Origin of the sequence: Streptomyces sp. NPDC057854 (genome assembly GCF_042797055.1) — a bacterium.
GTDB lineage: Bacteria > Actinomycetota > Actinomycetes > Streptomycetales > Streptomycetaceae > Streptomyces.
In genome coordinates this window covers 1-22,617 of sequence record NZ_JBHVMF010000018.1, presented here as the reverse complement: position 1 = coordinate 22,617, position 22,617 = coordinate 1, and the positions used below count along the sequence as shown (strand labels likewise).

Annotated in this window: 14 protein-coding genes; 4 read left to right on the top strand and 10 right to left on the bottom strand. The window is 74.8% G+C overall.

Annotated elements, in window-relative coordinates:
- Nucleotides 1–15: 15 nt before the first annotated feature.
- Nucleotides 16–1,380 (top strand): PspC domain-containing protein, encoded by a 1,365-nt coding sequence (locus ACFVQZ_RS24535; protein WP_383626061.1) that lies wholly within the window; start codon nucleotides 16–18, stop codon nucleotides 1,378–1,380.
- 156 nt (nucleotides 1,381–1,536) lie between these two features.
- On the opposite strand, the gene ACFVQZ_RS24530 is transcribed toward ACFVQZ_RS24535, so the two are convergent.
- From ACFVQZ_RS24530 to guaA, 4 genes are all read right to left on the bottom strand, one after another.
- Nucleotides 1,537–2,052: a DoxX family protein gene (locus tag ACFVQZ_RS24530; RefSeq protein WP_383626058.1), complete on the bottom strand. Its 516-nt coding sequence runs from the start codon at nucleotides 2,050–2,052 to the stop codon at nucleotides 1,537–1,539.
- 91 nt (nucleotides 2,053–2,143) lie between these two features.
- On the bottom strand, nucleotides 2,144–3,421 hold the full coding sequence (locus ACFVQZ_RS24525; protein WP_030494322.1) for a hypothetical protein: 1,278 nt from the start codon (nucleotides 3,419–3,421) through the stop codon (nucleotides 2,144–2,146).
- Between the two features lie 151 nt (nucleotides 3,422–3,572).
- Nucleotides 3,573–4,361 carry a class II aldolase/adducin family protein gene (locus ACFVQZ_RS24520; RefSeq protein ID WP_030494321.1) on the bottom strand — a complete coding sequence of 263 codons (789 nt, stop codon included), beginning with the start codon at nucleotides 4,359–4,361 and terminating at the stop codon, nucleotides 3,573–3,575.
- 154 nt (nucleotides 4,362–4,515) lie between these two features.
- Entirely contained in the window at nucleotides 4,516–6,108 is a 1,593-nt protein-coding gene (guaA, locus tag ACFVQZ_RS24515; protein ID WP_030494320.1) for a glutamine-hydrolyzing GMP synthase, read from the bottom strand.
- Between the two features lie 360 nt (nucleotides 6,109–6,468).
- On the opposite strand from guaA, the gene ACFVQZ_RS24510 reads away from it, so the two are divergent.
- Nucleotides 6,469–6,759: a chorismate mutase gene (locus ACFVQZ_RS24510; protein ID WP_030494319.1), complete on the top strand. Its 291-nt coding sequence runs from the start codon at nucleotides 6,469–6,471 to the stop codon at nucleotides 6,757–6,759.
- 699 nt (nucleotides 6,760–7,458) lie between these two features.
- On the opposite strand, the gene ACFVQZ_RS24505 is transcribed toward ACFVQZ_RS24510, so the two are convergent.
- From ACFVQZ_RS24505 to ACFVQZ_RS24480, 6 genes are all read right to left on the bottom strand, one after another.
- Entirely contained in the window at nucleotides 7,459–9,267 is a 1,809-nt protein-coding gene (locus tag ACFVQZ_RS24505; protein ID WP_383626053.1) for a GMC oxidoreductase, read from the bottom strand.
- Nucleotides 9,268–9,351: 84 nt separating this feature from the next.
- The gene (locus ACFVQZ_RS24500; protein ID WP_030494317.1) at nucleotides 9,352–11,019 is read right to left on the bottom strand and encodes a succinic semialdehyde dehydrogenase; all 1,668 of its coding nucleotides are present in this window, start codon (nucleotides 11,017–11,019) and stop codon (nucleotides 9,352–9,354) included.
- 152 nt (nucleotides 11,020–11,171) lie between these two features.
- Nucleotides 11,172–12,860 (bottom strand): serine/threonine-protein kinase, encoded by a 1,689-nt coding sequence (locus ACFVQZ_RS24495; protein WP_383626050.1) that lies wholly within the window; start codon nucleotides 12,858–12,860, stop codon nucleotides 11,172–11,174.
- A 159-nt stretch (nucleotides 12,861–13,019) separates the two neighbouring features.
- Nucleotides 13,020–15,953: a protein kinase gene (locus ACFVQZ_RS24490; RefSeq protein ID WP_383626046.1), complete on the bottom strand. Its 2,934-nt coding sequence runs from the start codon at nucleotides 15,951–15,953 to the stop codon at nucleotides 13,020–13,022.
- 54 nt (nucleotides 15,954–16,007) lie between these two features.
- Nucleotides 16,008–18,389 (bottom strand): serine/threonine-protein kinase, encoded by a 2,382-nt coding sequence (locus ACFVQZ_RS24485; RefSeq protein WP_383626043.1) that lies wholly within the window; start codon nucleotides 18,387–18,389, stop codon nucleotides 16,008–16,010.
- Between the two features lie 197 nt (nucleotides 18,390–18,586).
- Entirely contained in the window at nucleotides 18,587–20,323 is a 1,737-nt protein-coding gene (locus ACFVQZ_RS24480) for a glycerol-3-phosphate dehydrogenase/oxidase (RefSeq protein WP_383626040.1), read from the bottom strand.
- A gap of 272 nt (nucleotides 20,324–20,595) precedes the next feature.
- Here ACFVQZ_RS24480 and ACFVQZ_RS24475 point away from each other — a divergent pair, with 272 nt between their 5' ends.
- Together ACFVQZ_RS24475 and ACFVQZ_RS24470 are read left to right on the top strand one after the other, a co-directional pair.
- The gene (locus ACFVQZ_RS24475; protein ID WP_383626037.1) at nucleotides 20,596–21,837 is read left to right on the top strand and encodes a nucleotide sugar dehydrogenase; all 1,242 of its coding nucleotides are present in this window, start codon (nucleotides 20,596–20,598) and stop codon (nucleotides 21,835–21,837) included.
- 103 nt (nucleotides 21,838–21,940) lie between these two features.
- Nucleotides 21,941–22,570, top strand: a complete 630-nt coding sequence (locus ACFVQZ_RS24470; RefSeq protein WP_383626034.1) for a hypothetical protein — start codon at nucleotides 21,941–21,943, stop codon at nucleotides 22,568–22,570.
- Nucleotides 22,571–22,617 lie beyond the last annotated feature (47 nt).

Here is a 22,617-nt window from a genome sequence, read left to right as displayed (position 1 = left end):
GTTCACCATGGAGCCATGACGAGTTCGACGCCTTCGCGGCCCACGCAGCACGAGGCCCCACCCGCGGCCGGTGACGCTCCCGCGTTCCCGCCGCGCCGCTCGCGGACGAGCCGAGTGGTCGGCGGGGTCTGCGGCGGTCTCGGCCGGCACTTCGACATGGATCCGGTGATCTTCCGGATCGTGCTCGCGGTGCTGGCGGTGACGGGCGGCATCGGGCTGATCTTCTACGGCTTCGCCTGGCTGCTGATCCCGCTCGTGGGCGAGGACGAGAGCGAGGGCAGACGGCTGCTGACCGGCCGGGTGTCCGGGGCGACGCTGGCGGCGATCCTGATGGCGCTGGTGGGCTGCGGGATCTTCCTGTCGATGCTGCGCACCAACTCGATGGTGGGCTTCGCGGTGCTGCTGTCGCTGGTGACGGCGGGTGCCGCGTACTGGTCGCAGCGCCGGCACACGGCCGAGGAGGAGGCGGAGCGGGACCCGGAGGCGCGGCCGAAGGTGCCGCACGTGCGGGTCCCGGTGCCGCCGGAGGCGAAGGCGCCGCCGCTGACGTACATCGAGAGCCAGATGATGTCGTGGTGGCGCGACCCGATCGTGAAGGACGGTTCGACGGGCAAGGTGGCCTTCGGTTACATGTGGGGGCCGGCCGGGATCGTCGACGCGGAGGGCCGGGTCGGCGGCGAGGTGCCCCGACCGGGCAGCCGGTGGGGCGCGCCAGTCGGCGCGCGGCCGGAGCCGTCGGTGCGGCGCGGCCCGGCGTCGATCGCGGGGCTCGTCCATCTCCTCGCGCTGGCGGCGGCGATCACGGGCACGGCCCTGACGTGGGAGTCGCAGCCGCTGGGCGTCAGCCTGGCGACGGGGCTCACGGCGGCGCTGGCCGTGTTCGGCACGGGGCTCGTGGTCAGCAGTTTTCTGGGCCGGACCGGGTTCGGCACGATCTTCCAGGTGGTGGTGACGGCGGCGCTGCTGGCCGGTGCGGTCGCGCTGCCGGAGAAGATCACCACGGAGTGGACGCGCCGGACGTGGACGCCGGCCGCGGTGGCCGCGGTGGAGCCGCGGTACGACCTGGGTGCCGGGGTGGGGACGCTGGACCTGTCCCGGCTGTCGGTGCCCGAGGGGACGACGGTGCGGACGGCGGTCGATGTGGGCGCGGGCAAGCTGGAGGTGCTGGTGCCGCGGGACGCGGTGGTGCGGCTGCGCGCCCAGGTGGGGCTCGGCGACCTCCAGCTGCCGGGGCAGCCGGCCGACGACATCGACATCGCCCCGGACCGCGACGAGACGCGGACGCTGAACCCGCCCGCCGGCACGGAGCCGGCGGGGACGCTCGACCTCTCGCTGGAGGTCGGTCTCGGACAGGTGGAGGTCACCCGTGCTGCTTCATGAGTTCCGGCCCGGCCGGCTGGTCGTGGGTCTGGCCGCGCTCGGCCTGGCCGCCGCGTACGGCGGGGATCTGGCCGGCTGGTGGACCGCCCCGTGGTGGCTGGCGGTGCCGGTGATGTGCGGCGGGCTGGGTCTGGCGGGGCTGCTGACCTGGGTGGCCTACGGCCTGCGGCGGCGTTCGGCGAGGAGACGGTCGGCGGACAGCACCGGGGCGCCGGCGAGCAGCAGCGGCAGCCAGGCCATGAGATAGGCGAGGTCGTTGCCGAGGTAGTACGGGTGCACCTGCCAGCTCACGGTGAGCCAGAGGCTCAGCGAGATGAGGGCGCCGCCGAGAGCGGCCGGCCGGGCGAGGAGGCCGAGGAGGGTGCCGAGGCCGACGGCGAGTTCGCCGAGGGCGAGGGCGTAGCCGAAGCCGCTGGGGCTGTGGAGGGCCAGGTCGACGAGCCACGGGACGGCGGAGGAGTCGCGGACACCGCGCATGGTCTCGCCGATGGAGCCGGTGCCGGTGTCGGCGAGGAAGGCCGGGTCGGTGAGCTTGTCGAGGCCGGCGTAGACGAAGGTGACGCCGAGGAAGATCCGGAGCGGGAGGAGCGCGTAACGGGAGGCGGTGGCCTTCCAGGCGTCGGTGCGGTCCCTCAGGGTGGGTCCGCCGGGGCGGTCCGTGTGCTCGCTCATGTCCGGTCACCTCTCCACGCAGCCGTACGACTGTTCGCGGACTGATTCTCTCCGCTCGGCCTGTGGAGGGACACAGGAAGGGGCCGGATGTTCAGTCGGCGACGTCGATCGTGACCCGGTCGGTCTCGAATCCGGCGGCGGTGACGACGGAGACCTCGACCCGGCCGGGTTCGACGTCGGCGGGGAGCGGCACGGTGAGGAGGGTGTCGGTGGGGTTGGCGAAGCCGCCGGGGACGGGCACCAGGGGGACGTGGGCGTGGACGGCGCCGATCCGGACGACGAGCCGGGTCAGTGGGTCGGGGGCGGCGGCGCCGGGCGGGACGAAGCCGTGGCCGCGGATCTCGATGTCGTCGCCGACCCGGATGGGGGCGTCGAGGTCGCCGGCCTCGCGGGCGCGGACGACGGCGTGGACGACGGGCGGGCCGCCTTCGGTGCACTTGGCGGCGAGGTGCCAGGCGGCGGAGACGGCGACGAGGAGGGCGAGGGACCAGGGCGGTGCGGGGAGGCGGTCGGGGGCGGTGGCGAGCCGGACGGCGGTGAAGACGAGGACGGCGCCGGAGACGAGGACGTACTGGACGTCGGCGAGGTCGGCGCGGCCGTTGTCGTCGCAGAGGAGGTCGGCGGCGCGGGGCCGTTCGGCGCGGACCTTCTGGAGCCGCCGGGCGGCGATCCGGGTGGAGACGACGAGCCGGGCGGTGACGGCGACGGCCGAGACGAGGGCGAGGACGGTGACGAGGGCGGCGGCGCCGGCCAGGTCGAAGGGCCCCGGGGTGGGGGTGGGAGTGGGAGTGGGCGTGGTGAGGGAGCGGAGGGTGAGGAAGAGAAGGGCGTAGCAGAGCAGGAGGAGCCAGGCGGCGGCGACGGCCCGGGTGGTGGAGAGCCGGTTGTCCTCTCCGGTGACGGCGGCGAGCAGGCCGCCGCGGGCGCGGTGGGCGTGGGCGGCGGCGGTGAGGGGGACGGCGAGGAGGACGGCGGTGCAGAGGCCGGCGGTGCGGGCGGCGGTCCAGCCGGTGCCGAGGGCGGTGAGGGCCTGGCCGAGGAGGAGGGCGAGGACGGCGGCCCAGATCGCGGCGAGGCTGCCGGTGCGGACGCGGGCGAGCCAGGCGAGTCCGGCCTCCCGGCCGTGGGCGGTCACGGCGCGGGCGGACTGGGCGAGTTCGTCGGAGACCCACTGGCGGGCGGCGACCGGGGAGTGGGCGACGGCGGCGGGGACGCCGTGGCCGGCGGCGAGTTCCTCGCGGCGGGCGAGGAAGGCGGCGACGGCGCGGCGGTGGCCGGTCTCGCCGCAGTGGGCGCAGCCGGCGCAGGCCGTCGGATGGTCGCCGGCGCCGTGGCGCCCGCCGTACTGTCTCGCCTCTTGAACCGCCACGGTGCCGTCACTTCCCGAGTCCCGAGCCCAACGTGCCGCTGGTTCCTCGGAATTGTGCCGCACCGAGGGGGCTCGGAAGGGCCGCGTGCGCCCCGCCGGAGAGTGATTGCCGGGCCATCGCCTTGACGTACAGAAGGGTGAAGCGATGGTGCTACGACAGGAGTTCGGGCTCCGCGCGGCTGATCCTGCGCCAGAGCGGCTGGTAGTTGATCCAGGCGACGAGGTCGCCGCCGAGTTGTTCGCGGGTGGCGACGGCGTCCTGGTGGGCGATGAGGACGGGTTTGCCGGCGGCGCGGGCGGCGAGCTGGATGCGGGCGCAGCGGTCCATGGAGAGGAACCACCAGGCGGCGGCGTCGACGGAGGTGCCGACGGTGAGGAGGCCGTGGTTGCGCAGGACGATGCCCTTGAAGGGGCCGAGGGCGACGGCGACGCGGCGGGCTTCCTCGGCGTCGACGGTGACGCCGGTGTAGGCGTCGTAGAGGGCGTGGTCCTGGTAGAAGGCGCAGGCTTCCTGGGTGAGGGGGTCGAGGAGTTCGCCGAGGGCGGCGAGGGCGCGGCCGTGGGTGGAGTGGGTGTGGGCGACGGCGACGGCGTCGGGGCGGGCCCGGTGGACGGCGGCGTGGACGGTGAAGGCGGCCTGGTTGACGTGGTGGTCGCCGTGGACGACCTGGCCCTCTCCGTTGGCGAGGACGAGGTCGCTCGCGGTGAGGTCGCCGAAGGGTTCGCCGAAGGGGTTCACCCAGTAGCAGTCGTCGTACTCGGGGTCGCGGACGGTGATGTGGCCGGAGACGCCCTCCTCGTAACCGAGCCGCCCGAAGAGCCGGAGGGCGCCGGCGAGCCGCTGCTTGCGGTGGGCGCGTTCCTCCTCGGCCGTCGCGTGGACGGGCGGCATGGCGAAGTGGAGCCGGTCGACGGGGACGGGGGCCGGTGTCTCGGTCATGCGCCGGAAGGTAACGCCCGGCCGGTCAAGTCACCAGAGGCCGGACGGGACCGGTCTGGTCGGACGGGTCGCAGCACTCAAACACACGGGGCGGGAAGCGGCGAGGCCGCCGCCCGCGGTGCGGGGCGGCGGCCTCAGGCGCGTGCGGGAGGGGTCACTCCCACTCGATGGTGCCCGGGGGCTTGCTGGTGACGTCGAGGACGACGCGGTTGACGTCGGCGACCTCGTTGGTGATGCGGGTCGAGATCTTGGCGAGGACCTCGTACGGCAGGCGGGACCAGTCGGCCGTCATGGCGTCCTCGGAGGAGACCGGGCGCAGGACGATCGGGTGGCCGTAGGTGCGGCCGTCGCCCTGGACGCCGACGGAGCGGACGTCGGCGAGCAGCACGACCGGGCACTGCCAGATCTCGCGGTCGAGACCGGCGGCGGTCAGCTCCTCGCGGGCGATGGCGTCGGCCTCGCGGAGCAGGTCCAGGCGCTCCTTGGTGACCTCGCCGACGATGCGGATGCCGAGGCCGGGGCCCGGGAAGGGCTGGCGCTGGACGATCTCCTCGGGCAGGCCGAGCTCCTGGCCGACCATCCGGACCTCGTCCTTGAAGAGCTGCCGCAGCGGCTCGACCAGCTCGAACTCGATGTCGTCGGGGAGGCCGCCCACGTTGTGGTGCGACTTGATGTTGGCGGTGCCGGTGCCGCCGCCGGACTCGACGATGTCCGGGTAGAGGGTGCCCTGCACGAGGAAGGCGACCTCGGGGCCCTCCTCCTGGAGGATCTCCAGCTGCGCCTGCTCGAAGACGCGGATGAACTCACGGCCGATGATCTTGCGCTTGGTCTCCGGGTCGGAGACGCCGGCGAGGGCGGTGAGGAAGCGCTCCTGCGCGTCGACGACGACCAGGCGGGCGCCGGTGGCGGCCACGAAGTCCTTCTCGACCTGCTCGGTCTCGCCCTTGCGCATCAGGCCGTGGTCGACGTAGACGCAGGTGAGCTGGTCGCCGATGGCCTTCTGCACGAGGGCGGCGGCCACGGCGGAGTCGACGCCGCCGGAGAGGCCGCAGATGGCGCGCTTGTCGCCGACCTGGGCGCGGATGGCCGCGACCTGCTCCTCGATGACGTTGCCGGTGGTCCAGGTGGGCTGGATGCCGGCGCCGCGGTAGAGGAAGTGCTCCAGGATCTGCTGGCCGTGCGTGGAGTGCAGCACCTCGGGGTGGTACTGGACGCCGTACAGCTTCTTCTCGTCGTTCTCGAAGGCGGCGACCGGGACCACGTCGGTGGACGCGGTGACGGTGAAGCCCTCGGGGGCGGCGGAGCAGGCGTCGCCGTGCGACATCCACACGGACTGCTCGACCGGGGTGCCCTCGAAGAGGGTGGAGCCGGCCTTGGTGACGTGCAGCGGGGTGCGGCCGTACTCGCGGGCGCCGGTGTTGTCGACGGTGCCGCCGAGGGTCGTCGCCATGAGCTGGAAGCCGTAGCACATGCCGAAGACGGGGACGCCGGCCTCGAAGAGCGCGCGGTCGAGGCGCGGGGCGCCCTCGGCGTACACGGACGACGGACCGCCGGAGAGGATGATCGCCTTCGGGTTCTTGGCCAGCATCTCGGCCACCGGCATGGTGGACGGGACGATCTCGCTGTAGACCCGGGCCTCGCGGACGCGGCGGGCGATGAGCTGGGCGTACTGGGCGCCGAAGTCGACAACGAGGACTACGTCCGGGTTGGTGACGTCGGGCGCGGCAGCGGGGGACGCTGATGACACTACGGCGGCCTTCCGGCGGTAGGGGGTTCCCGAAGGAGGGGGCTATTTGTCGATTCTACCGGCGTGCGCGTGTCGCTTTTCGTCTCACCATCCGAACGCGGGTGGCCTTCGTCTCACCATCCGGGCCCGGCTTGCCCCGGGGTGCCGGGCGGGGTCCATACTGGGCGCCATGCGCACGCACTCGACCTTCCTGTTTACCTATGGCAACCGGCCCACCGGCTGCCATGGTCGTGCTGCTTGAGCAACTGACAACAGCGACTTCCCCAGGCGCCCCGGGCCGACAAGGCCCGGGGCGTCTGGCGTTTCCCGGGCCGTGCCGGGCCGGGGCCTCCACCCCACGAGGAACACCAGGAGCCCCGCATGACCACGAAGACCCCCACCGAGCTGACCGGCGCCCGCACCGACGAGGCGGCCTCGCTGATCGGTGACGCGCGCGAGCGGATCGACGCGCTGGACGACCGGATCATCGGCCTCATCCAGGAGCGGATGGCGGTCTCGGCGGTGATCCAGGAGGCCCGGATCTCCTCGGGCGGCCGGCGGGTGAACCTGGCGCGTGAGATGGAGGTGCTCGCCCACTACCGGGACGCGCTGGGCAAGCCGGGCACGGCGCTGGCGATGACGATGCTGGAGCTGTGCCGGGGCCGCGTCTGAGCCCGCCCCGATCCGACGGGAGAGCCGCACCCCGCGAGCCGAGAGCCCAGCCCCGCCGCCCGGAGAGCCCCACCCCGCGGGTGGGGTTCCGCACCCGCGTTCGGTGCCGGACTCACCCGTACGGCGCGTGACCGGCCCCCGCCGGGCTTCGTTGAGCGGGGTGTCCGTGCCAGCCAGGGGCGGGCCCGTAAGAAACCACGCGTGGCTTCGCTGGAGCGTGTGACGTGCTTCTCGTACGTCGTGGGACCTCGCTCCAGCGCGCGTGACCGGACGGCAGGGGACAGCAGCCCGGTCACCCAGAAAGGGCGGTCGGTCCCGGGGACGCCCGGGGCCGACCGCAACCGGCTCATCCTCCTCCCCCACCGTTCCGACCCGTCCCCTCCGACTTCCCTCCCCCGACGCGGCGCGACCCCCCGGCGCCGCTCCGCTCGGCACCGCCGCTGCCCTGACACCGGTGCCGCCCCAGGGCCCGTGCCGCGACCGGAATCGCGGCACGGGCCCTCTTCACGCCCGGGCCCGCCCAGCCCCACCCAGCACCCCTCCGCGTGTGACGCGCGTCACACGAAGATCCCGCGCAACGCCTACAACCAATGACGGGGCCCGCTGGTCATCTATGCAGCAACACCGAAAAGCCGGAAGGGCGCTGCACTCGGAGGGGGGTGCAGCGCCCTTTCCGCGCTCTTTCCACTTCCTTACGCCTCAGGGCGTCTTCTTCGGCGGGACCGCCGGGATGCCGAGGAAGGGCAGCCGCAGGGCGCCGAACGCCTCGGCCGGGACCGCCGGCGTCTTCGGCTCGACCGCCGCCAGGCGCGCGTACGCCTCGCCCTGCCGGGGCCGCGGGTCCTCCTCGCCCTTGTTGGGCCAGAAGGACATGGCCCGCTCCGCCTGGGCGGTGATCGTCAGGGACGGGTTCACCCCGAGGTTGGCGGAGACCGCCGAGCCGTCGACGACCGAGATGCCGGGGTGGCCGTAGAGCCGGTGGTACGGGTCGATGACGCCGGACTCCGCGTCGGCGCCGATCGGGCAGCCGCCGAGGAAGTGCGCGGTAAGCGGGGTGCCCATCAGTTCGCCGATGTTGGAGCCGGCGAAGCCGTTGATCTCCTCGGAGAGCAGGGTGGCGGCCCGGGTCGCGGCCTCGATCTGCGTCGGGTTGGGCGCGCCGTGCCCCTGCCGGGCGGTGAGCAGGCCCTTTCCGATGCCGCCGGGCTTGCGGTAGGTGGTCAGCGAGTTGTCGAGGGACTGCATGACCAGGCCGATGATCGTCTTCTCGGACCAGCGCCGGTTGGAGAGCGAGCGGAGCGCGAGGACGGGGTGCCGGGCCATGTGGAGGGCCCAGTCGCGCACCCGGTGGGCGCTGTAGGGGACCTGGAGGACGGTGAGCCCGCCCATCGAGTTGGAGCCCTTGCCGTAGCGGACCGGTTCGATGTGGGTGTGCGCGTCGGGGTGCACGGACGAGGTGATGGCGACGCCGCGGGTGAAGTCGGCCTTCGGGTGGCCGTGCTTGCGCCGGTAGCGGCGGTCGGTGGTCTGGGCGCCGACCAGCCCCTCGGAGTTGGTGCGGGTCAGCTCGCCGAGCCGGGCGGAGATCCGGGGCAGCAGCCCGCTGTCCTTCATCCGGTGCAGCAGGGTCTGGGTGCCGTACGTGCCGGCGGCGAGCACCACCCGGCGGGCGGTGAAGGTGCGGCCTCGGCCCTTCCTGCGGTCGTCGGTGGGGAGGGTCTTCACGGCGAAGCCGCCGCGCGAGTCCTCGGTGACGGCGACGACCGAGGTCATCGGGTGGACGACCGCGCCCGCCTGTTCGGCGAGGTAGAGGTAGTTCTCGTTGAGGGTGTTCTTGGCGCCGTGGCGGCAGCCCGTCATGCACTCGCCGCACTCGGTGCACGCCTTGCGGGACGGGCCCGCGCCGCCGAAGAAGGGGTCGGGGACCTCGCCGCCGGGCTTGGCCCGTGCCGTGCCGTCGGCGTCCTGCCCGTCGCCGAAGAAGACGCCGACCGGTGCCATGTGGAAGGTGTCGCCGATCCCCATGGCCTCGGCGGTGGCCTTCAGGTGCACGTCCGAGGGGGTCATCGTCGGGTTGAGGCGGACGCCCAGCATCCGCTTGGCCTGGTCGTAGTACGGGGCGAGCTCGGCCCGCCAGTCGGTGATGTCCTTCCACTGCGGGTCGTCGAAGAACGGCGCCAGCGGCTCGTACAGCGTGTTCGCGTAGTTGAGCGAGCCGCCGCCGACGCCCGCGCCGGCCAGTACCATCACGTTGCCGAGCAGGTGGATGCGCTGGATGCCGTACAGACCGAGCGCCGGGGCCCACAGGAAGTTCTTCAGGTCCCAGGAGTTCTTCGGCAGGGTCTCCCGGGTGAAGCGGCGGCCGGCCTCCAGGACGCCGACCCGGTAGCCCTTCTCGGTGAGCCGGAGGGCGGTGACCGAGCCGCCGAAGCCGGAGCCGACCACGACGACGTCGTAGTCGTACGCGTCGTCCTCGTCCTGATTTCGGGCAGGGGGTACCGCGGTCATGGCTCTCCTCGCAGGACGTCGCCGGGAAAAGGGCGGGAAAGGGCGGGAAAAGGACGGGAAAGGGGCGGGAACGGGCGCGGCGGGTCAGCTCAGGCGCAGGGCCTTGAGCGCCTTCAGGGAGAGGCTCATCACCTTCGCGTACGTCTCGTCGTCCATCCCGAAGGACGGCGCGAGCGGCATCACGCGCTGCTGGGCGACGGTCTGGGCCTCGGTGTACTTGAGGATGCCCTCGGAGCCGTGGCGGCGGCCGAGGCCGGAGTCCTTCATGCCGCCCATCGGGGCGCGGACGCTGCCGTACGCGGGCGCGTACCCCTCGTTGATGTTGACGGTGCCGGTGCGCAGCCGGGCGGCGACGGCGTGACCGCGGCGCGCGTCCGTGGTCCAGACGGAGGAGTTGAGGCCGTACGGGGTGGCGTTGGCGCGCTCGATCACCTCGTCCTCGTCGCGGAAGCGGTAGACCGAGACGACCGGGCCGAAGGTCTCCTCGGCGCAGACGGACATCGGGGCCTCGACGCCGTCGAGGATGGTCGGCTCGTAGAAGAGGGGGCCGATGTCGGGGCGGGCGACGCCGCCGGCGACCAGTCGGGCGCCCTTGGCGACGGCCTCGTCGACGTGCCGGACGACGGTCTCCAGCTGCCGCTCGCCGACGAGGGAGCCCATGTCGGCGCCGTACGCGAGGGAATTGCCGAGCCGCATGGCGCGGGTGCGGGCGGCGAAGCGCTCCAGGAAGGCGTCGGCCACCGACTCGTGCACGTACAGGCGCTCGATGGAGATGCAGAGCTGGCCGGCGGAGGAGAAGCAGGCGCGGACGGCGCCGGCGGCGGCCTTCTCGACGTCGGCGTCCTCCAGGACCAGCATGGCGTTCTTGCCGCCGAGCTCCAGGGAGACGCCGACGAGGCGGGCGGCGGCGCCCTGGGCGACCTCGCGGCCGGTGCGGGTGGAGCCGGTGAAGGAGACGTAGTCGGCGTGCCGGACGACCTCGGGGCCGACGACCGGGCCCTCGCCCAGCACGACCTGGAAGACCTCGGCCGGGAGTCCGGCCTCGATGAGCAGGTCGCGGGCCCAGAGCGCGGTGAGCGCGGTCTCGGTGTCGGGCTTCATCACGAGGGCGTTGCCGGCCACGAAGGCGGGCAGGGCGTCGCCGACGGAGAGTTCGAGCGGGTAGTTCCAGGGGGCGATCTGGCCGACGACCCCGCGCGGCTGGCGCAGCTCGGTGACCTTGGTGAGGGCCGGGACGACGCCGGTGTGCCGCTTGGGACGCAGGTACGCGGCGGCCCTGCGGCCGTAGTGGCGGGCGGCGACGGCGACCGCGAGGACTTCTTCGTGGGCGTGCAGCCGGGCCTTGCCGGTCTCCAGCTGGATGAGGTCGAGGACCTCGGACTGGCGGGCGAGGACCAGGTCGTGGAAGCGGAGCAGGACGGCGGCGCGGGCCCGGACGGGGGTGGCGGCCCAGGCGGTCTGCGCGGCGCGGGCGCGGTCGAACGCCTCGGCGACGTCCTCGGGGGTGGCCTCGGGCAGGTCCGCCAGCTTCTTCCCGGTGAAGGGGGTGTGGTTGGCGGTGCGGCCGGATCCGATCACGCCCCGGGTGAGCCGGGCGACGAGGTCGGGCGTGACGACGTCGGCGGCGGTCCGGGCGCCGGCGGGCGCGGGGGCGACCGGGTTGGTCGCGCCGGCCGGGGCGGCGGGGCGGGCCGCCTGCGCGGCGTCGGCGGGAACCGGGGAAGCGGCGGTGGCAGCCTGCGTGTCCGTCATGACGCCGAGGGTAGGCGGCGTTCCGGCCTTTGGGTACCCGCCGGTAACGCGTTTTCACCCCCCGCACACATACCGCCAGTGATCACTGGCACATAAGCCCTGATCAGGGGCTTACGGCCGACGGGGGGTCCTGGGGAAGATTTTTCCGGCCGTCAGGCGCCGGGTGCCCGCCAGTGCTGGAGGACGGTGTCGAACTGCTGTCGGGTCGTCTCCCAGCTCGACTCCGGCGACGTCATGTAGAGCGCGTACTCGGTGCCGTCGTCGGCGAAGTACATCTGGTCGATCGCGTGCCGCGGCCCCGGGAAGTTCTGCTTCTCGGTCCAGGTGAACTCCCAGAGCGCGGACCGGACCTGGTCGCGGTAGGTGTTCTGGTTGAGCCACACCCGCCGGTAGTCCATCCGCTTCTTGAGCGTCTTCTCCAGGTCGAGGAGGTGGAGGTACGGGTTCTCGAAGTCGGGGCTGGTGTCGATGCTGATCCGCAGCCGGTGGCGCCCGCCGTCCGGGGTGTAGTCGATGTTGTCGCCGTCCGTCTGGCGCTTCCAGCCGTCCGGCACGACGAGGCTGAAACCCGCCGGGTCCTCGACCCGGTGCCAGCCCTCCGGGACGCCGTCCGCCGCCACTGCCCCGCGGCCGGCCGCCGTGGGCCCGGACGCGGTGACGCCGGTGGTCGGGGCGGGGCCAGGGCCGGGGCCGCGGTCGTCGCCGCCGTACTGCATCACGGCGAAGACGGCGCCGCCCGCGACGACCGCGCCGAGCACCGCCGTGAGCACGGCGGACCGCCAGCGGCCCTTCCCTCCGGCGGGGACGGAGGCGGGCGTCGGCGCCGGGACGGCGGGGTCCGGGACCGGTGCGGAGTGCCGGGTGGTGGAGGTCTGCCCGGCGACGGGCCACTCGGCGGTGCGCGGCGCCCCCGCCGGCCCCTCCTCCGGGCCGCCCGGCGCGCCCGGCCGCCCCTCGTCCAGCCGCATCCGCTGCGTCGGCACGTACGCCTGCGCGGTCTCCGGGCTGCGGCCCTCCATCGCGTCGAGCAGCATCCGCCCGGCCTCGTCCGCCTTGGGCCGCTTCTCCGGGTCCTTCCGCAGCAGCGCCACGATGACGGGGGCGAGCGGCCCCGCGTTCGCCGGGTACGGCGGTTCCTCGCCGACGACGGCCTGCATGGTGCTGATCGGGGAGGTGCGGCGGAACGGCGAGGTGCCCTCGACCGCCGTGTACAGGGTCGCGCCGAGCGACCACAGGTCGGACGCCGGGCCGGGGTCGCCGCCGCGGACCCGCTCGGGCGCCAGGTAGTCGATGGAGCCGACGAGTTCGCCGGTGCGGGTGATGGTGGAGTCGCCCTCGATCGCCGCGATGCCGAAGTCGGTGATGAGGACCCGCCCGTCCCGGGCGAGCAGCACGTTCCCGGGCTTCACGTCCCGGTGGAGCACCCCGGCCGCGTGCGCGGCCCGCAGCGCGCCGACGACGTGCAGGCCGACCCGGGCCGCCTCGCGGGGCTCGATCGTGCCGGCCTCCTTGACGGCGTCGGCGAGCGACGGGCCGTCGACGAACTGCATGACGATCCAGGGCCGGTCGTCGTGTTCGAGGACGTCGTGGACGGTCACCACGCCGGGGTGGGTGATCCGGGCGGCGGCCCGCGCCTCCTTCTGGGTGCGGGCGTGCAGCACCAGCCGGTCGGCCTCGGCGACAAACCGACCCGCCGTCAGCTCCTTCACCGCCACGACCCGGTGCAGCACCTCGTCGTGCGCGCGCCAGACCTTGCCCATGCCGCCGCGCCCGATGGACTCGCTCAGCCGGTACCGCCCGGCGAGCAGCAGCCCCGCCCCTGTGCCCTGAGTGTGTTCCACGTGCCCCCGCCCCGTTGCTTCGGATGCCAGGTTACGGAGGAGGGCACGGTGGACGGAACCTCGGGGCCCGCAAAGGAACCGCACCGTGACGCGGGCCGGCCGCCGGGGAGCCGGGGGCCGGAGGGGACGGCCCGCCCGGCGACCCGTTCAGCGGCCCGTTCAGCGGCCCGGGCGGAAGCCCTTCACGGCCTCGCCGTAGATCTCCGAGACCTTGTCGCGGTCGCTCTCCGGCCCGATGACCTGGACGACGTGGTAGCGACCGCCGTCGATCAGCGCCAGGTTGTGGACGAAGACCTCGCGGCCGGTGCTGTCCAGCCAGGTGTACTGCCCTTCGGCGGTGGGCGTGCGGCCGATGTCGACCCGCCGGGCCCTCACCTGCTGCGACCAGCTGGACTGCCGGTACGGCTCCAGCTCCCGCTCGCGCGCGTTCTGGTACTCCAGCGGGTCGGAACCGTGCTCCTGGACGCTGTCCCGGCCCGGCACCACGATCAGCGTGAAGTCGCCGCCGGTGTACCGGACCTGACCGGCGTCGTTGATGGGGCTGCGCCGCCAGTCGCGCGGCACGCCGATCCGGAAGCCCTCGGGGTCCTCGCGCAGCGCGTACCCGGCGGCCAGGGCCGGACCGGGGGCGGACGGCGGGGCGGACGGCGGCGGGGCGGAGGACGGGGGCCGGGTCGACGGCGTCGACGGCGCCGACGGGGTGGCCGCCGGTGAACTCGGCGCGGCGGGCGCGGTGGTGGCCTGGGGCGCGGACGCGGACGGGCGGGCGCCGGGCGGCTCCTCGTCCCCCCGCGGCAGCGCGACCGCGATGTACGCGAGGGCGCCGCCGGTCAGCAGCAGGACGAGGAGCAGCACCCGCCGCCCCAGCGCGCGCGGGGCGGCCCCGGCGCGCCCGGACCGGCGCGGCGGCTCGGGCACCGCGTGCTCGTAGCCGTCCTCGTACCCGTCGCCGTACCCGTCGCCGTAGGCGCCGTGCCCGTCGTCGTACGCGGCGGCCCGGCGGGGCTCGTACGCCTCGGGCGGCTGTTCCTCGAACAGCGGCGCCGCCGGCTGCTCCTCCGGTACGGGGGCGGGCGGGGCGGCCTGCTCGCGGCGGGACTCCTTGCCGCGCCGGTGCCGGTGGCGGCCCGACCCGGCGGCCCCGCGACGGCGGCGCACCAGCTCGCCCCTGCGGCGCAGGATCGGCAGCCGCCTGGCGTCGAACCTCGGCGGCGCGGCGGCGGGTTCCGGCTCCGGTTCGGGCGCGGACCGGACCAGCGACCGCAGCCAGCCGCGCAGCTCCTCGAAGTCGGGTCGCTCGGTGGGGTCCTGGCGCAGCAGCGACTCCACCACCGGCCGCAGCGGGCCGCACTCCTCGGCGAAGGCGGGCGGCTCGGCGCAGACCAGCTGGACCAGTTCGGCCGCGCTGTCCTCGGGGTACGGGGCGTGGCCCTGCACGGCCCGGTAGAGCAGGGCGCCCAGCGCCCACAGGTCGGTGGCGGGGCCGATGGGTGGGGCGAGCCGCCAGTTCTCGTGCACGGGCCCGGCCTGTTCGGGCGCCCAGCGCTCGGTGACGGCGCCGACGACCGCGATCCGGGTCTGCCGGGCCCGCTCGGCGGCGAGCCGGGTCTCCGGGCCGCGGTACCGCTCCCCCGCCGGCACCGGGGGGGCCGGCACCGTGCGCGCGGGCTCGGGGGCGGGCGCGAAGCCGGCGGGCAGCGCGGGCCGCCCGGAGCCGGGCAGGACGGACCCGCCGCCGGCCGGCACGTGCGGCGCGCCGTCGCGGGAGGCGTGCGGACCGTCGCTCCAGGTGCCCTTGAGCATCAGACGGGGCGGGTGCGGGCCGCCACCGCCCCGGTCGTACCCGCCGTCGTACCCGTCGTACCCGTCGTCGCCGTCCTCGCCGTCGTCGTCCTCGTCGTCCTCGTCGTCCGGCGTGCGGGCCCACCACTGGGGCGCCGGGCCGGGACGGGTGGCCTCCGGTCCGGTGACGGCTTCGGGTCCGGCTTCCGCTTCGGGGGCGGGCTCGGCGGGGCGCGGGGCCGGGAGCGCGTGGGTGTCGCCGAGGCGGGCGGCGGCGGCGCGGGTGGCCGCGCGGTAGGCGGCGATGGCGCCCGCCCGGGCGGCCCGCGGATCGGCGCTGGGCGGCACGGCCGGGACCTCCGGCGGGCTCGCGGGCCGGGGCGCCGGTGCCGCCCGGCCGTAGGGATCGACGCCGTAGGGAACGGGATCGGGCTCGGTCTCGGGCTCGGGCGGCGCCTCGGGAGCCGCGTACTCGCCCGTGTCGTAGACCTCGGAGTCGTCCCCGGGGTCGTACGCCTCGGGCTCGTACACCTCGCCGGTCTCCCCGGCGTACTCCTCGTGCTCCTCGTGCTCCTCGTGCTCCGCGTATCCCTCGTGCTCCTCCGGGTCCTCTTCCTCTCCGGGCCCCTCCCCGAACCCGTACCCCTCCCCGTACCCCTCCGCCTCCCCGAACTCCGCCGCGGGCGTGCGGAAGGCCGGGTCCTCGGGGTCGGGGACGGGGGCGTAGCCGCAGAGGGCCTCCTCGGCGGCGCCGGCGGCCAGGCCGGTGAGGACGACGCGCCCGTCGTCGCAGACGAGGACCGTGCGGGCGGTGATGTTGCGGTGGACCCAGCCGTGGGCGTGGAGGGCGCGCAGGGCGGTGAGGACGTCCGCGGCGATCTCGGCGGCGCGGAACGGGTTGAGCGGGCCCTCGGCGAGGAGGGCCGAGAGCGGGCGGGCGGCGACGTACTCGCTCACTATCCACAGCGAGCCGGCCTCCGCGAAGACGTCGAAGACCTGGTCGAGTAACGGGTGGTCGGGGACCTGGGCGGCGGCCTGGGCCGCCTCGATCGCCCGGCGGACGACCGGTTCGGCCGGCCGGCGGGTGGCGCCGCCCCCGTACGGGCCCGCGGGCTCCGGTCCCTCGCCGAGGACCTCGGCGTCGACGAACTCGGGCAGCGGGACCTGACGGATCCGCACCTCCTGCCCGCTGTACGTGTCGAAGGCCCGGATGTCGGTCTCGGCCGGGTCGGCGAGCGCGCCGTCACCGGCGGACGGCGGCAGCGGCAGGCGGTAGCGCTCCGCGAGGACTCTTCCCGCGTACTCGTCCACGGCGCCTCCCCCTGCGCTTCGGTCGTCCCGGGTCCCTCACGATACGGGCGTCGGTCAGTCCTTGGGGCTGAACGTGGCGAACGCCGTCTCGCGCAGCGTCCGGCACTCCGCGCCGTTCCACTCCTCGGCCCTGCAGCTGACCATGATCGAGTAGCCGTGCTTGGCGTCCACCTTGAAGCCCCGGTTGAGGACGTGGACCCGCGTGCCCTTCTGGGTCCGCTCGAACTCCCAGTCCGCGACGGTCGGGTAGCCCTTGTACGAGACGGCGTCGATGCGGATGTGCTGGTAGGCGGTGCTGGTCAGGCGGACGCTGCCCATGGCGGCGAGCCAGGCGGCCTTGGCGTCGTCCTTGGGGCTGGCGTTGAAGTCCACCTGGACGCGCGGGAAGCCGCCGCTCTCGCTCCATATGGCGCCGCCGTCGTAGCCGGGTATGGGACGCATGGTGAAGCCGGCGGGCATGGCCATGGAGAAGCGGAAGCGGTCGTTGGTGACCATGGCGTAGCCGGCGGGGAGGGTGGGGCCGGTGCTGGGCTTGGCGGTGGGCGTGGTGTCCGTCCGGCCGGTGGAGCCGTCCGCGGCACCGGTGGCGCCGTTCGCACCGGTGGCGCCGCCGTCTCCCGTGGCGCCGTTGTCGCCGGGCTGGGCGCCGCCCTGTTCGGTGGGGTCGCCGGACGCGCCGCCGGTGTTCGCGCCGTCGCCGGAGCCGCCGTCGCCGCCGGCGGTGGTGCCGGCCGAGACGGTGGTGTCGCCGCCCTTGCCCTCGGAGCCCTTGTCGTCGCCGTTGAGGGAGACGGCGAGGATGGTGCCGAGCACGGCGAGGACCGCGACCGCGGCGATGATCACCAGGGTGCGCCGGGGCACGACGTCGGTGAGCGGGGCGCGGACCGGCGCCGGACGGGAACCGCCCTGCGCGGGCACCGGCCGGGCGGGCTCCCGGCCCTTCTCCCTGGCCCGGTCCTTCGTCCGGTCCTTCGCCTTCGCCTCCGCCTTGGCCGCCGCGGCCGCGTTCCGTACGGAGGCGAGCGCGCCCCGCACCCGGTCGGCGGCGGGCTCGGGGGCCTTCTCGCGGCCGGTGACGGGCGCCGTCTGCTCCCGCTCGGGGCGGGTCGGCAGCGGAACGATCCTGGTCACCTCGGGCGACGGCTCCGGCGCGGCCTCGGGGGCGTCGAGGACGGCACGCAGCAGCACCCGGGCGCGGGCGTCGTCGAGCCGCTGCGCCGGGTCCTTGGCGAGCAGCCCGTAGATGACCTGCTCCAGCTCGGGTCCCGCGTTCTTCGGCGGGTCGACGGGCTCGGTCATGACGGCGGTGAGCGTCGCGATCGCGGAGCCCTTGTCGTACGGCGGGCAGCCCTCGACCGCCGCGTACAGCAGGCCGCCCAGCGACCACAGGTCGGCGGCGGGGCCGGGCTTGTGGCCGCGGGCCCGCTCGGGCGAGATGTACGAGGGGGCACCGACGAGCATGCCGGTGGAGGTGATGGACGGGTCGCCCTCCACCTGGGCGATGCCGAAGTCGGTGAGGACGACGCGGCCGTCGTCGGCGATGAGGACGTTGGACGGCTTCACGTCCCGGTGCAGGATGCCCTCGCGGTGCGCGGAGCGCAGCACGTCGAGGATGGCGAGGCCGACCTCGGCGGCGCGGCGCGGGGTGAGGACGCCGTCCTCGCGCACGGCGTCGGCGAGCGACTTGCCCTCGATGAGCTCCATGACGATCCACGGGCGGTCGTCCTCGTCGACCACGTCGTAGACGGTCACGGCGCCGTTGTTGCGGATCTTGGCGATGGCCTTGGCCTCGCGCAGGGTCCGGGTGATGAGGCGGCGCTTCTCGTCCTCGTCGATGCTGCTGGGGAAGCGGAGTTCCTTGACGGCGACGGTGCGGCCGAGGGTCTCGTCGACGGCGCGCCAGACGGTGCCCATGCCGCCGCGGCCGACGAGGGCGCCGAGCCGGTAGCGGCCGGCGAGCAGCCGGCCCTCGGTCTCGGCGGTGGTGGACGCGGCGCCCTTGCGGAGCCGGTCGGCCGGGGGCCGCTGCCCGTCGCCGTCCCCGGCGCCGAACCCGGCCCGCCCGGTGGACGGCTCGGTCCCCGGCACCCGGTCCCGCGGCGCTCCGGCGCCGGTGTCCGGCCGCGCGTCCTGCGGTACGGCCCGCGGGGGCACGGCGTCCTGAGGCGCCGTCGGCTCCTCCTCCGGTGCCGCGGAGGCCGCGGTCCCGGCCGCGCGTCCCGCTACCGGGGCGTCGCCCTCCGTACCGCCCCGGCCCGTGCCGGCCGCCGGGTCCGCCGCGGTCGCGCCGGGCGCTGCCGCGCCCCGCTCCGCCGCGTCCCGCTCCGTCTCGCCCGCGGCCGGAACCGTCCCCCGTCCGCCGTCGGTCGCGGCCCCCGCGGCGGCGTCCCGCCGGGGGTCCTTCGCCGTGTCCCGCGACTGCTCCGACTCCGACATGCGTCCCCTCTGCGATCCCTGATCTCCGCCGCGCCCGCCGCACTCCGCACGCTGCGGCAACCCGCCCTGGAAGAGAGCCCATTGTCCCTCACCTCGCGGCGGCGGGCGCCCCCGGGTCCAGACTCCGGTATGACGACGCGCCACCGGTGCCCCGGGGTTCCCTCCCGTCCCGGACGCTCCGTCAGGCGGAGCCCCCGTCAGATCGGGACGATGTCGGGCGCACCGAGCCGGGCGGCGTCCGCCGTCTGGTCGTCGGGCTGCCGCTGCGACTCGCGCTCCGCCTCGACCCGCTTCTCGTAGTGCTCGACCTCTCTCGCGATCCGGCTCTCGTCCCAGCCGAGGACCGGCGCCATCAGCTCCGCCGCCTCGCGGGCGCAGCGGGTGCCGCGGTCGAAGGTCTCGATGGAGACGCGGGTGCGCCGGGTGAGGACGTCGTCGAGGTGGCGGGCGCCCTCGTGGGAGGCGGCGTAGACGACTTCGACGCGGAGGTGGTCCTCGGCGCCGGTGAGCGGCGCGCCGAGCGCGGGGTCCTCGGCGACGAGGGCGAGCAGTTCCTCCGTCAGGGAGCCGTACCGGTTGAGCAGGTGCTCCACGCGGGCGACGTGGAGGCCGGTGCGGGCGGCGGTCCGGGCGCGCGCGTTCCACAGCGCGCGGTAGCCCTCGGCGCCGAGCAGCGGGGTGTCCTCGGTGACGCAGGGGGCGACGCCTCCCCAGCCGCTCCGCGCGGGGGACGCCCCGAGTCCGAGGCCGTGCACGGCCTCGTCGACGGCGTCCTTGGCCATCACCCGGTAGGTCGTGTACTTGCCGCCGGCGACGACGACCAGGCCGGGCACCGGGTGAGCGACGGTGTGCTCCCGGGAGAGCTTGCTGGTGGCGTCGGACTCGCCGGCGAGCAGCGGGCGCAGGCCGGCGTAGACGCCTTCGACGTCGTCGCGGGTGAGGGGGGTGGCGAGCACGGTGTTGACGTGTTCCAGCAGGTAGTCGATGTCGGCGCTGGAGGCGGCGGGGTGGGCTTTGTCGAGGTCCCAGTCGGTGTCGGTGGTGCCGATGATCCAGTGCCGTCCCCAGGGGATGACGAAGAGGACGGACTTCTCGGTGCGCAGGATGAGGCCGGTGGTGGAGTGGATCCGGTCCTTGGGGACGACGAGGTGGATGCCCTTGGAGGCGCGGACGTGGAACTGGCCGCGCTCGCCGATGAGGGCCTGGGTGTCGTCGGTCCAGACGCCGGTGGCGTTGACGATCTGCTTGGCGCGGACGACGTGCTCGCCGCCGGTCTCGACGTCCTGGACGCGGGCGCCGACGACCCGCTCGCCCTCCCGGAGGAAGCCGGTGACCCGGGCCCGGGAGGCGGCCAGGGCGCCGTAGGCGGCGGCGGTGCGGACCAGGGTGAGGACGAAGCGGGCGTCGTCCATCTGGGCGTCGTAGTACTGGAGGGCGCCGGTGAGGGCGTCCTTGCGGAGGCAGGGGGCCACGCGGAGGGCGCCCTTGCGGCTGAGGTGGCGGTGGACGGGGAGGCCGCGGCCGTGCCCGGAGGAGACGGACATGGCGTCGTACAGGGCGACGCCGGAGCCGGCGTACAGCCGCTCCCAGCCCCGGTGCTGGAGGGGGTAGAGGAACGGGACGGGTTTCACCAGGTGGGGGGCGAGCCGTTCCAGGAGCAGGCCGCGCTCCTTGAGGGCCTCGCGGACCAGGGCGAAGTCGAGCATCTCCAGGTAGCGGAGGCCGCCGTGGATGAGCTTGCTGGAGCGGCTGGAGGTGCCGGAGGCCCAGTCGCGGGCCTCGACGATGCCGGTGGAGAGCCCGCGCGTGACCGCGTCGAGGGCGGTGCCGGCGCCGACCACGCCGCCGCCGACGACGAGCACGTCCAGCTCGCGGTCGGCCATCTCCGCCAGGGCGGCGGCGCGCTCGGCGGGTCCCAGTGTCGCTGTCCTCACGGCTGCCGCCTCCCGTCGTCCGTACGTGCCTCGGTCCCCGCCCGTCGTCGCGCGTCCGGGCAGGGGCGACCGGACCGCGGTGTGGCCCGGCTCACAGTCCCGATTCTGGACCGGCCCGGTGGCTTCGGCCACCGCCCCCGCACGGACCTGTGGATAACACTCGGCGACCTTCGCTCCCGCAATGCCGCATATCGGTCATATTTACTCCTAGTCTGACATTGCATACGTACGGCACGCACGTCAGTCACGGCTCCCGGGAAGGACGGCCCACCATGCCCGCAGACCTCGCCGTCATCGGCCTCGGCCACCACGGACTCCCCCTCGCCCAGGCCGCGACCGCCGCCGGCATCGCCACCGTCGGCTTCGACACCGACCCCCGCCCGGTCGCCGAGCTCGCCGCGGGCCGCCCCCCGGTCGACGGCTCCCTCACCGCCTCCGAGATCCGCCGGATGCTCTCCGGCGGCTTCCGCGCCACCACCGGCCCCGCCGAACTCGGCCGGGTCCGCACGGCGGTCATCTGCGCCCCGACCCCGGCGGGCCCCGACGGCGACCTCGACCTCACCGCCGTCACCGCCGCCGCCCGCGCCCTCGCCGCCCGGCTCCGCCCGCACACCACCGTCGTCCTGGAGTCCCCCGTCCCGCCCGGCACCACCGAGGGCCCGCTCCGGGAGCTCCTGGAGGAGGGCTCGGGCCTGCGGGCCGGCCGCGACTTCCACCTCGCGTACTCCCCCGGCCGCATCGACCCCGGCTCCCGCCTGCCCGGCCTCGCCGGCACCCCCAAGGTCATCGGCGGCCTCACGCCCGCGTGCACCGAGTCCGCCGCCGCCTTCTACGGCCGCTTCACCGACAAGGTGGTCCGCGCGCGCGGCCCCCGCGAGGCCGAGACGGTCAAACTGCTGGAGACCAACTTCCGGCACGTCAACATCGCCCTCGTCAACGAGATGGCCGTGCTCTGCCACGAACTCGGCGTGGACCTCTGGGACGTCATCCGCTGCGCCGAGACCAAGCCCTTCGGCTTCCAGGCGTTCCGCCCCGGCCCCGGCGTCGGCGGCCACGGCGTCCCCGTCGAACGCCTCGGCGGCCACCGCCCGCTCCGCCTCGTCGAACTCGCCGGCCAGGTCAACCAGCGCATGCCGGCGTACGTCGTCCAGCGCGCCGCCGCCCTCCTCAACGAGCACGGCAAGTCCGCGCGCGGCGCCCGGATCCTGCTGCTCGGCGTCACGTACAAGCCCGACCTCGCCGACCGCGAGGGCTCCCCCGCCGACGAGATCGCGGGCCGCCTCATGGACCTCGGCGCGGCGGTCAGCTTCCACGACCCGCACGTCCCCGACTGGCGGGTCCGCGACGTCCCCGTCCCCCGCGCGGACTCGCTCTACGAGGCCGCCGCCCACGCCGACCTGACGGTCCTGCTCCAGCACCACCGCGTGTACGACCTCCAGGGCCTCGCCGTGAAGGCCCAGCTCCTCCTCGACACCCGGGGCGCGACCCCGGCGGGCACCGCGCACCGCCTCTAGCGCCTCCGCCCTCCGCGCGACGGATGGGCCGCTGTCCGGGACGGCTGCTAGTCTCCGGCCCTCTCGGTCGCACACCCGTGCGCCACCGTCCAGGGGGACCACCATGAGCCAGCCCGTTCCGCCGCCCGGCAACCCGTACGGCCCCGGCGGGCAGCCCGCCGACCAGAACCCGTACGCGCAGAACCCGGCGGGCCCGAACCCGTACGGCCAGGGTCCCGCGGGCCAGAACCCGTACGGCCAGCCGCCGGCCGGGCAGAACCCGTACGGTCAGTCCCCCGCCGGGCAGAACCCCTTCGGCGCCTACCCGGCCGCCCCCGCGCCCGCGCCCCGCCGGAACAACGTCGGCCTCGGCATCCTCGCCGCCCTCGCCGCCGCGCTGGTCACCGCCGGCGTCTACGGCGCGATCCTCGGCGGCATCGAGGCCCAGATCGGCTGGGCGGCGGTCGGCGTCGGCTTCGCGGTCGGCTTCGCCGCCGGCAAGGTCGGCGGCGCCAACCCCGTGCTGCCGGTCGTCTCCGCGATCCTCGCCCTCGGCGCCGTCTACCTCGGCCAGCTCGTCGGCATCGCGGTCTTCGCCTCCAAGGAGTTCGGCTTCTCCTTCACCGAGCTCTTCTTCGAGCAGTTCGGCATGCTCACCGACGCGTGGAACGACGGCAAGGACGCCATGACCTTCCTCTTCCTCGCGCTCGGCCCCGTCGCCGCCTTCTCCGGCGCCAGGAAGGCCGCCTCCTGACGACCGGGCGGATACGCGCGAGGGCCCCGCACCGGTCGGTGCGGGGC

What these genes read in the sequence shown, in the direction of transcription:
- ACFVQZ_RS24510 (WP_030494319.1), top strand. Translation starts at nt 6,469, where the DNA reads ATGACCACGAAGACCCCCACCGAGCTGACCGGCGCCCGCACCGACGAG.
- ACFVQZ_RS24470 (WP_383626034.1), top strand. Translation starts at nt 21,941, where the DNA reads ATGAGCCAGCCCGTTCCGCCGCCCGGCAACCCGTACGGCCCCGGCGGG.
- ACFVQZ_RS24530 (WP_383626058.1), bottom strand. Translation starts at nt 2,052, where the DNA reads ATGAGCGAGCACACGGACCGCCCCGGCGGACCCACCCTGAGGGACCGC.
- ACFVQZ_RS24475 (WP_383626037.1), top strand. Translation starts at nt 20,596, where the DNA reads ATGCCCGCAGACCTCGCCGTCATCGGCCTCGGCCACCACGGACTCCCC.
- ACFVQZ_RS24520 (WP_030494321.1), bottom strand. Translation starts at nt 4,361, where the DNA reads ATGACCGAGACACCGGCCCCCGTCCCCGTCGACCGGCTCCACTTCGCC.
- ACFVQZ_RS24505 (WP_383626053.1), bottom strand. Translation starts at nt 9,267, where the DNA reads ATGACCGCGGTACCCCCTGCCCGAAATCAGGACGAGGACGACGCGTAC.
- ACFVQZ_RS24535 (WP_383626061.1), top strand. Translation starts at nt 16, where the DNA reads ATGACGAGTTCGACGCCTTCGCGGCCCACGCAGCACGAGGCCCCACCC.
- ACFVQZ_RS24485 (WP_383626043.1), bottom strand. Translation starts at nt 18,389, where the DNA reads ATGTCGGAGTCGGAGCAGTCGCGGGACACGGCGAAGGACCCCCGGCGG.
- ACFVQZ_RS24500 (WP_030494317.1), bottom strand. Translation starts at nt 11,019, where the DNA reads ATGACGGACACGCAGGCTGCCACCGCCGCTTCCCCGGTTCCCGCCGAC.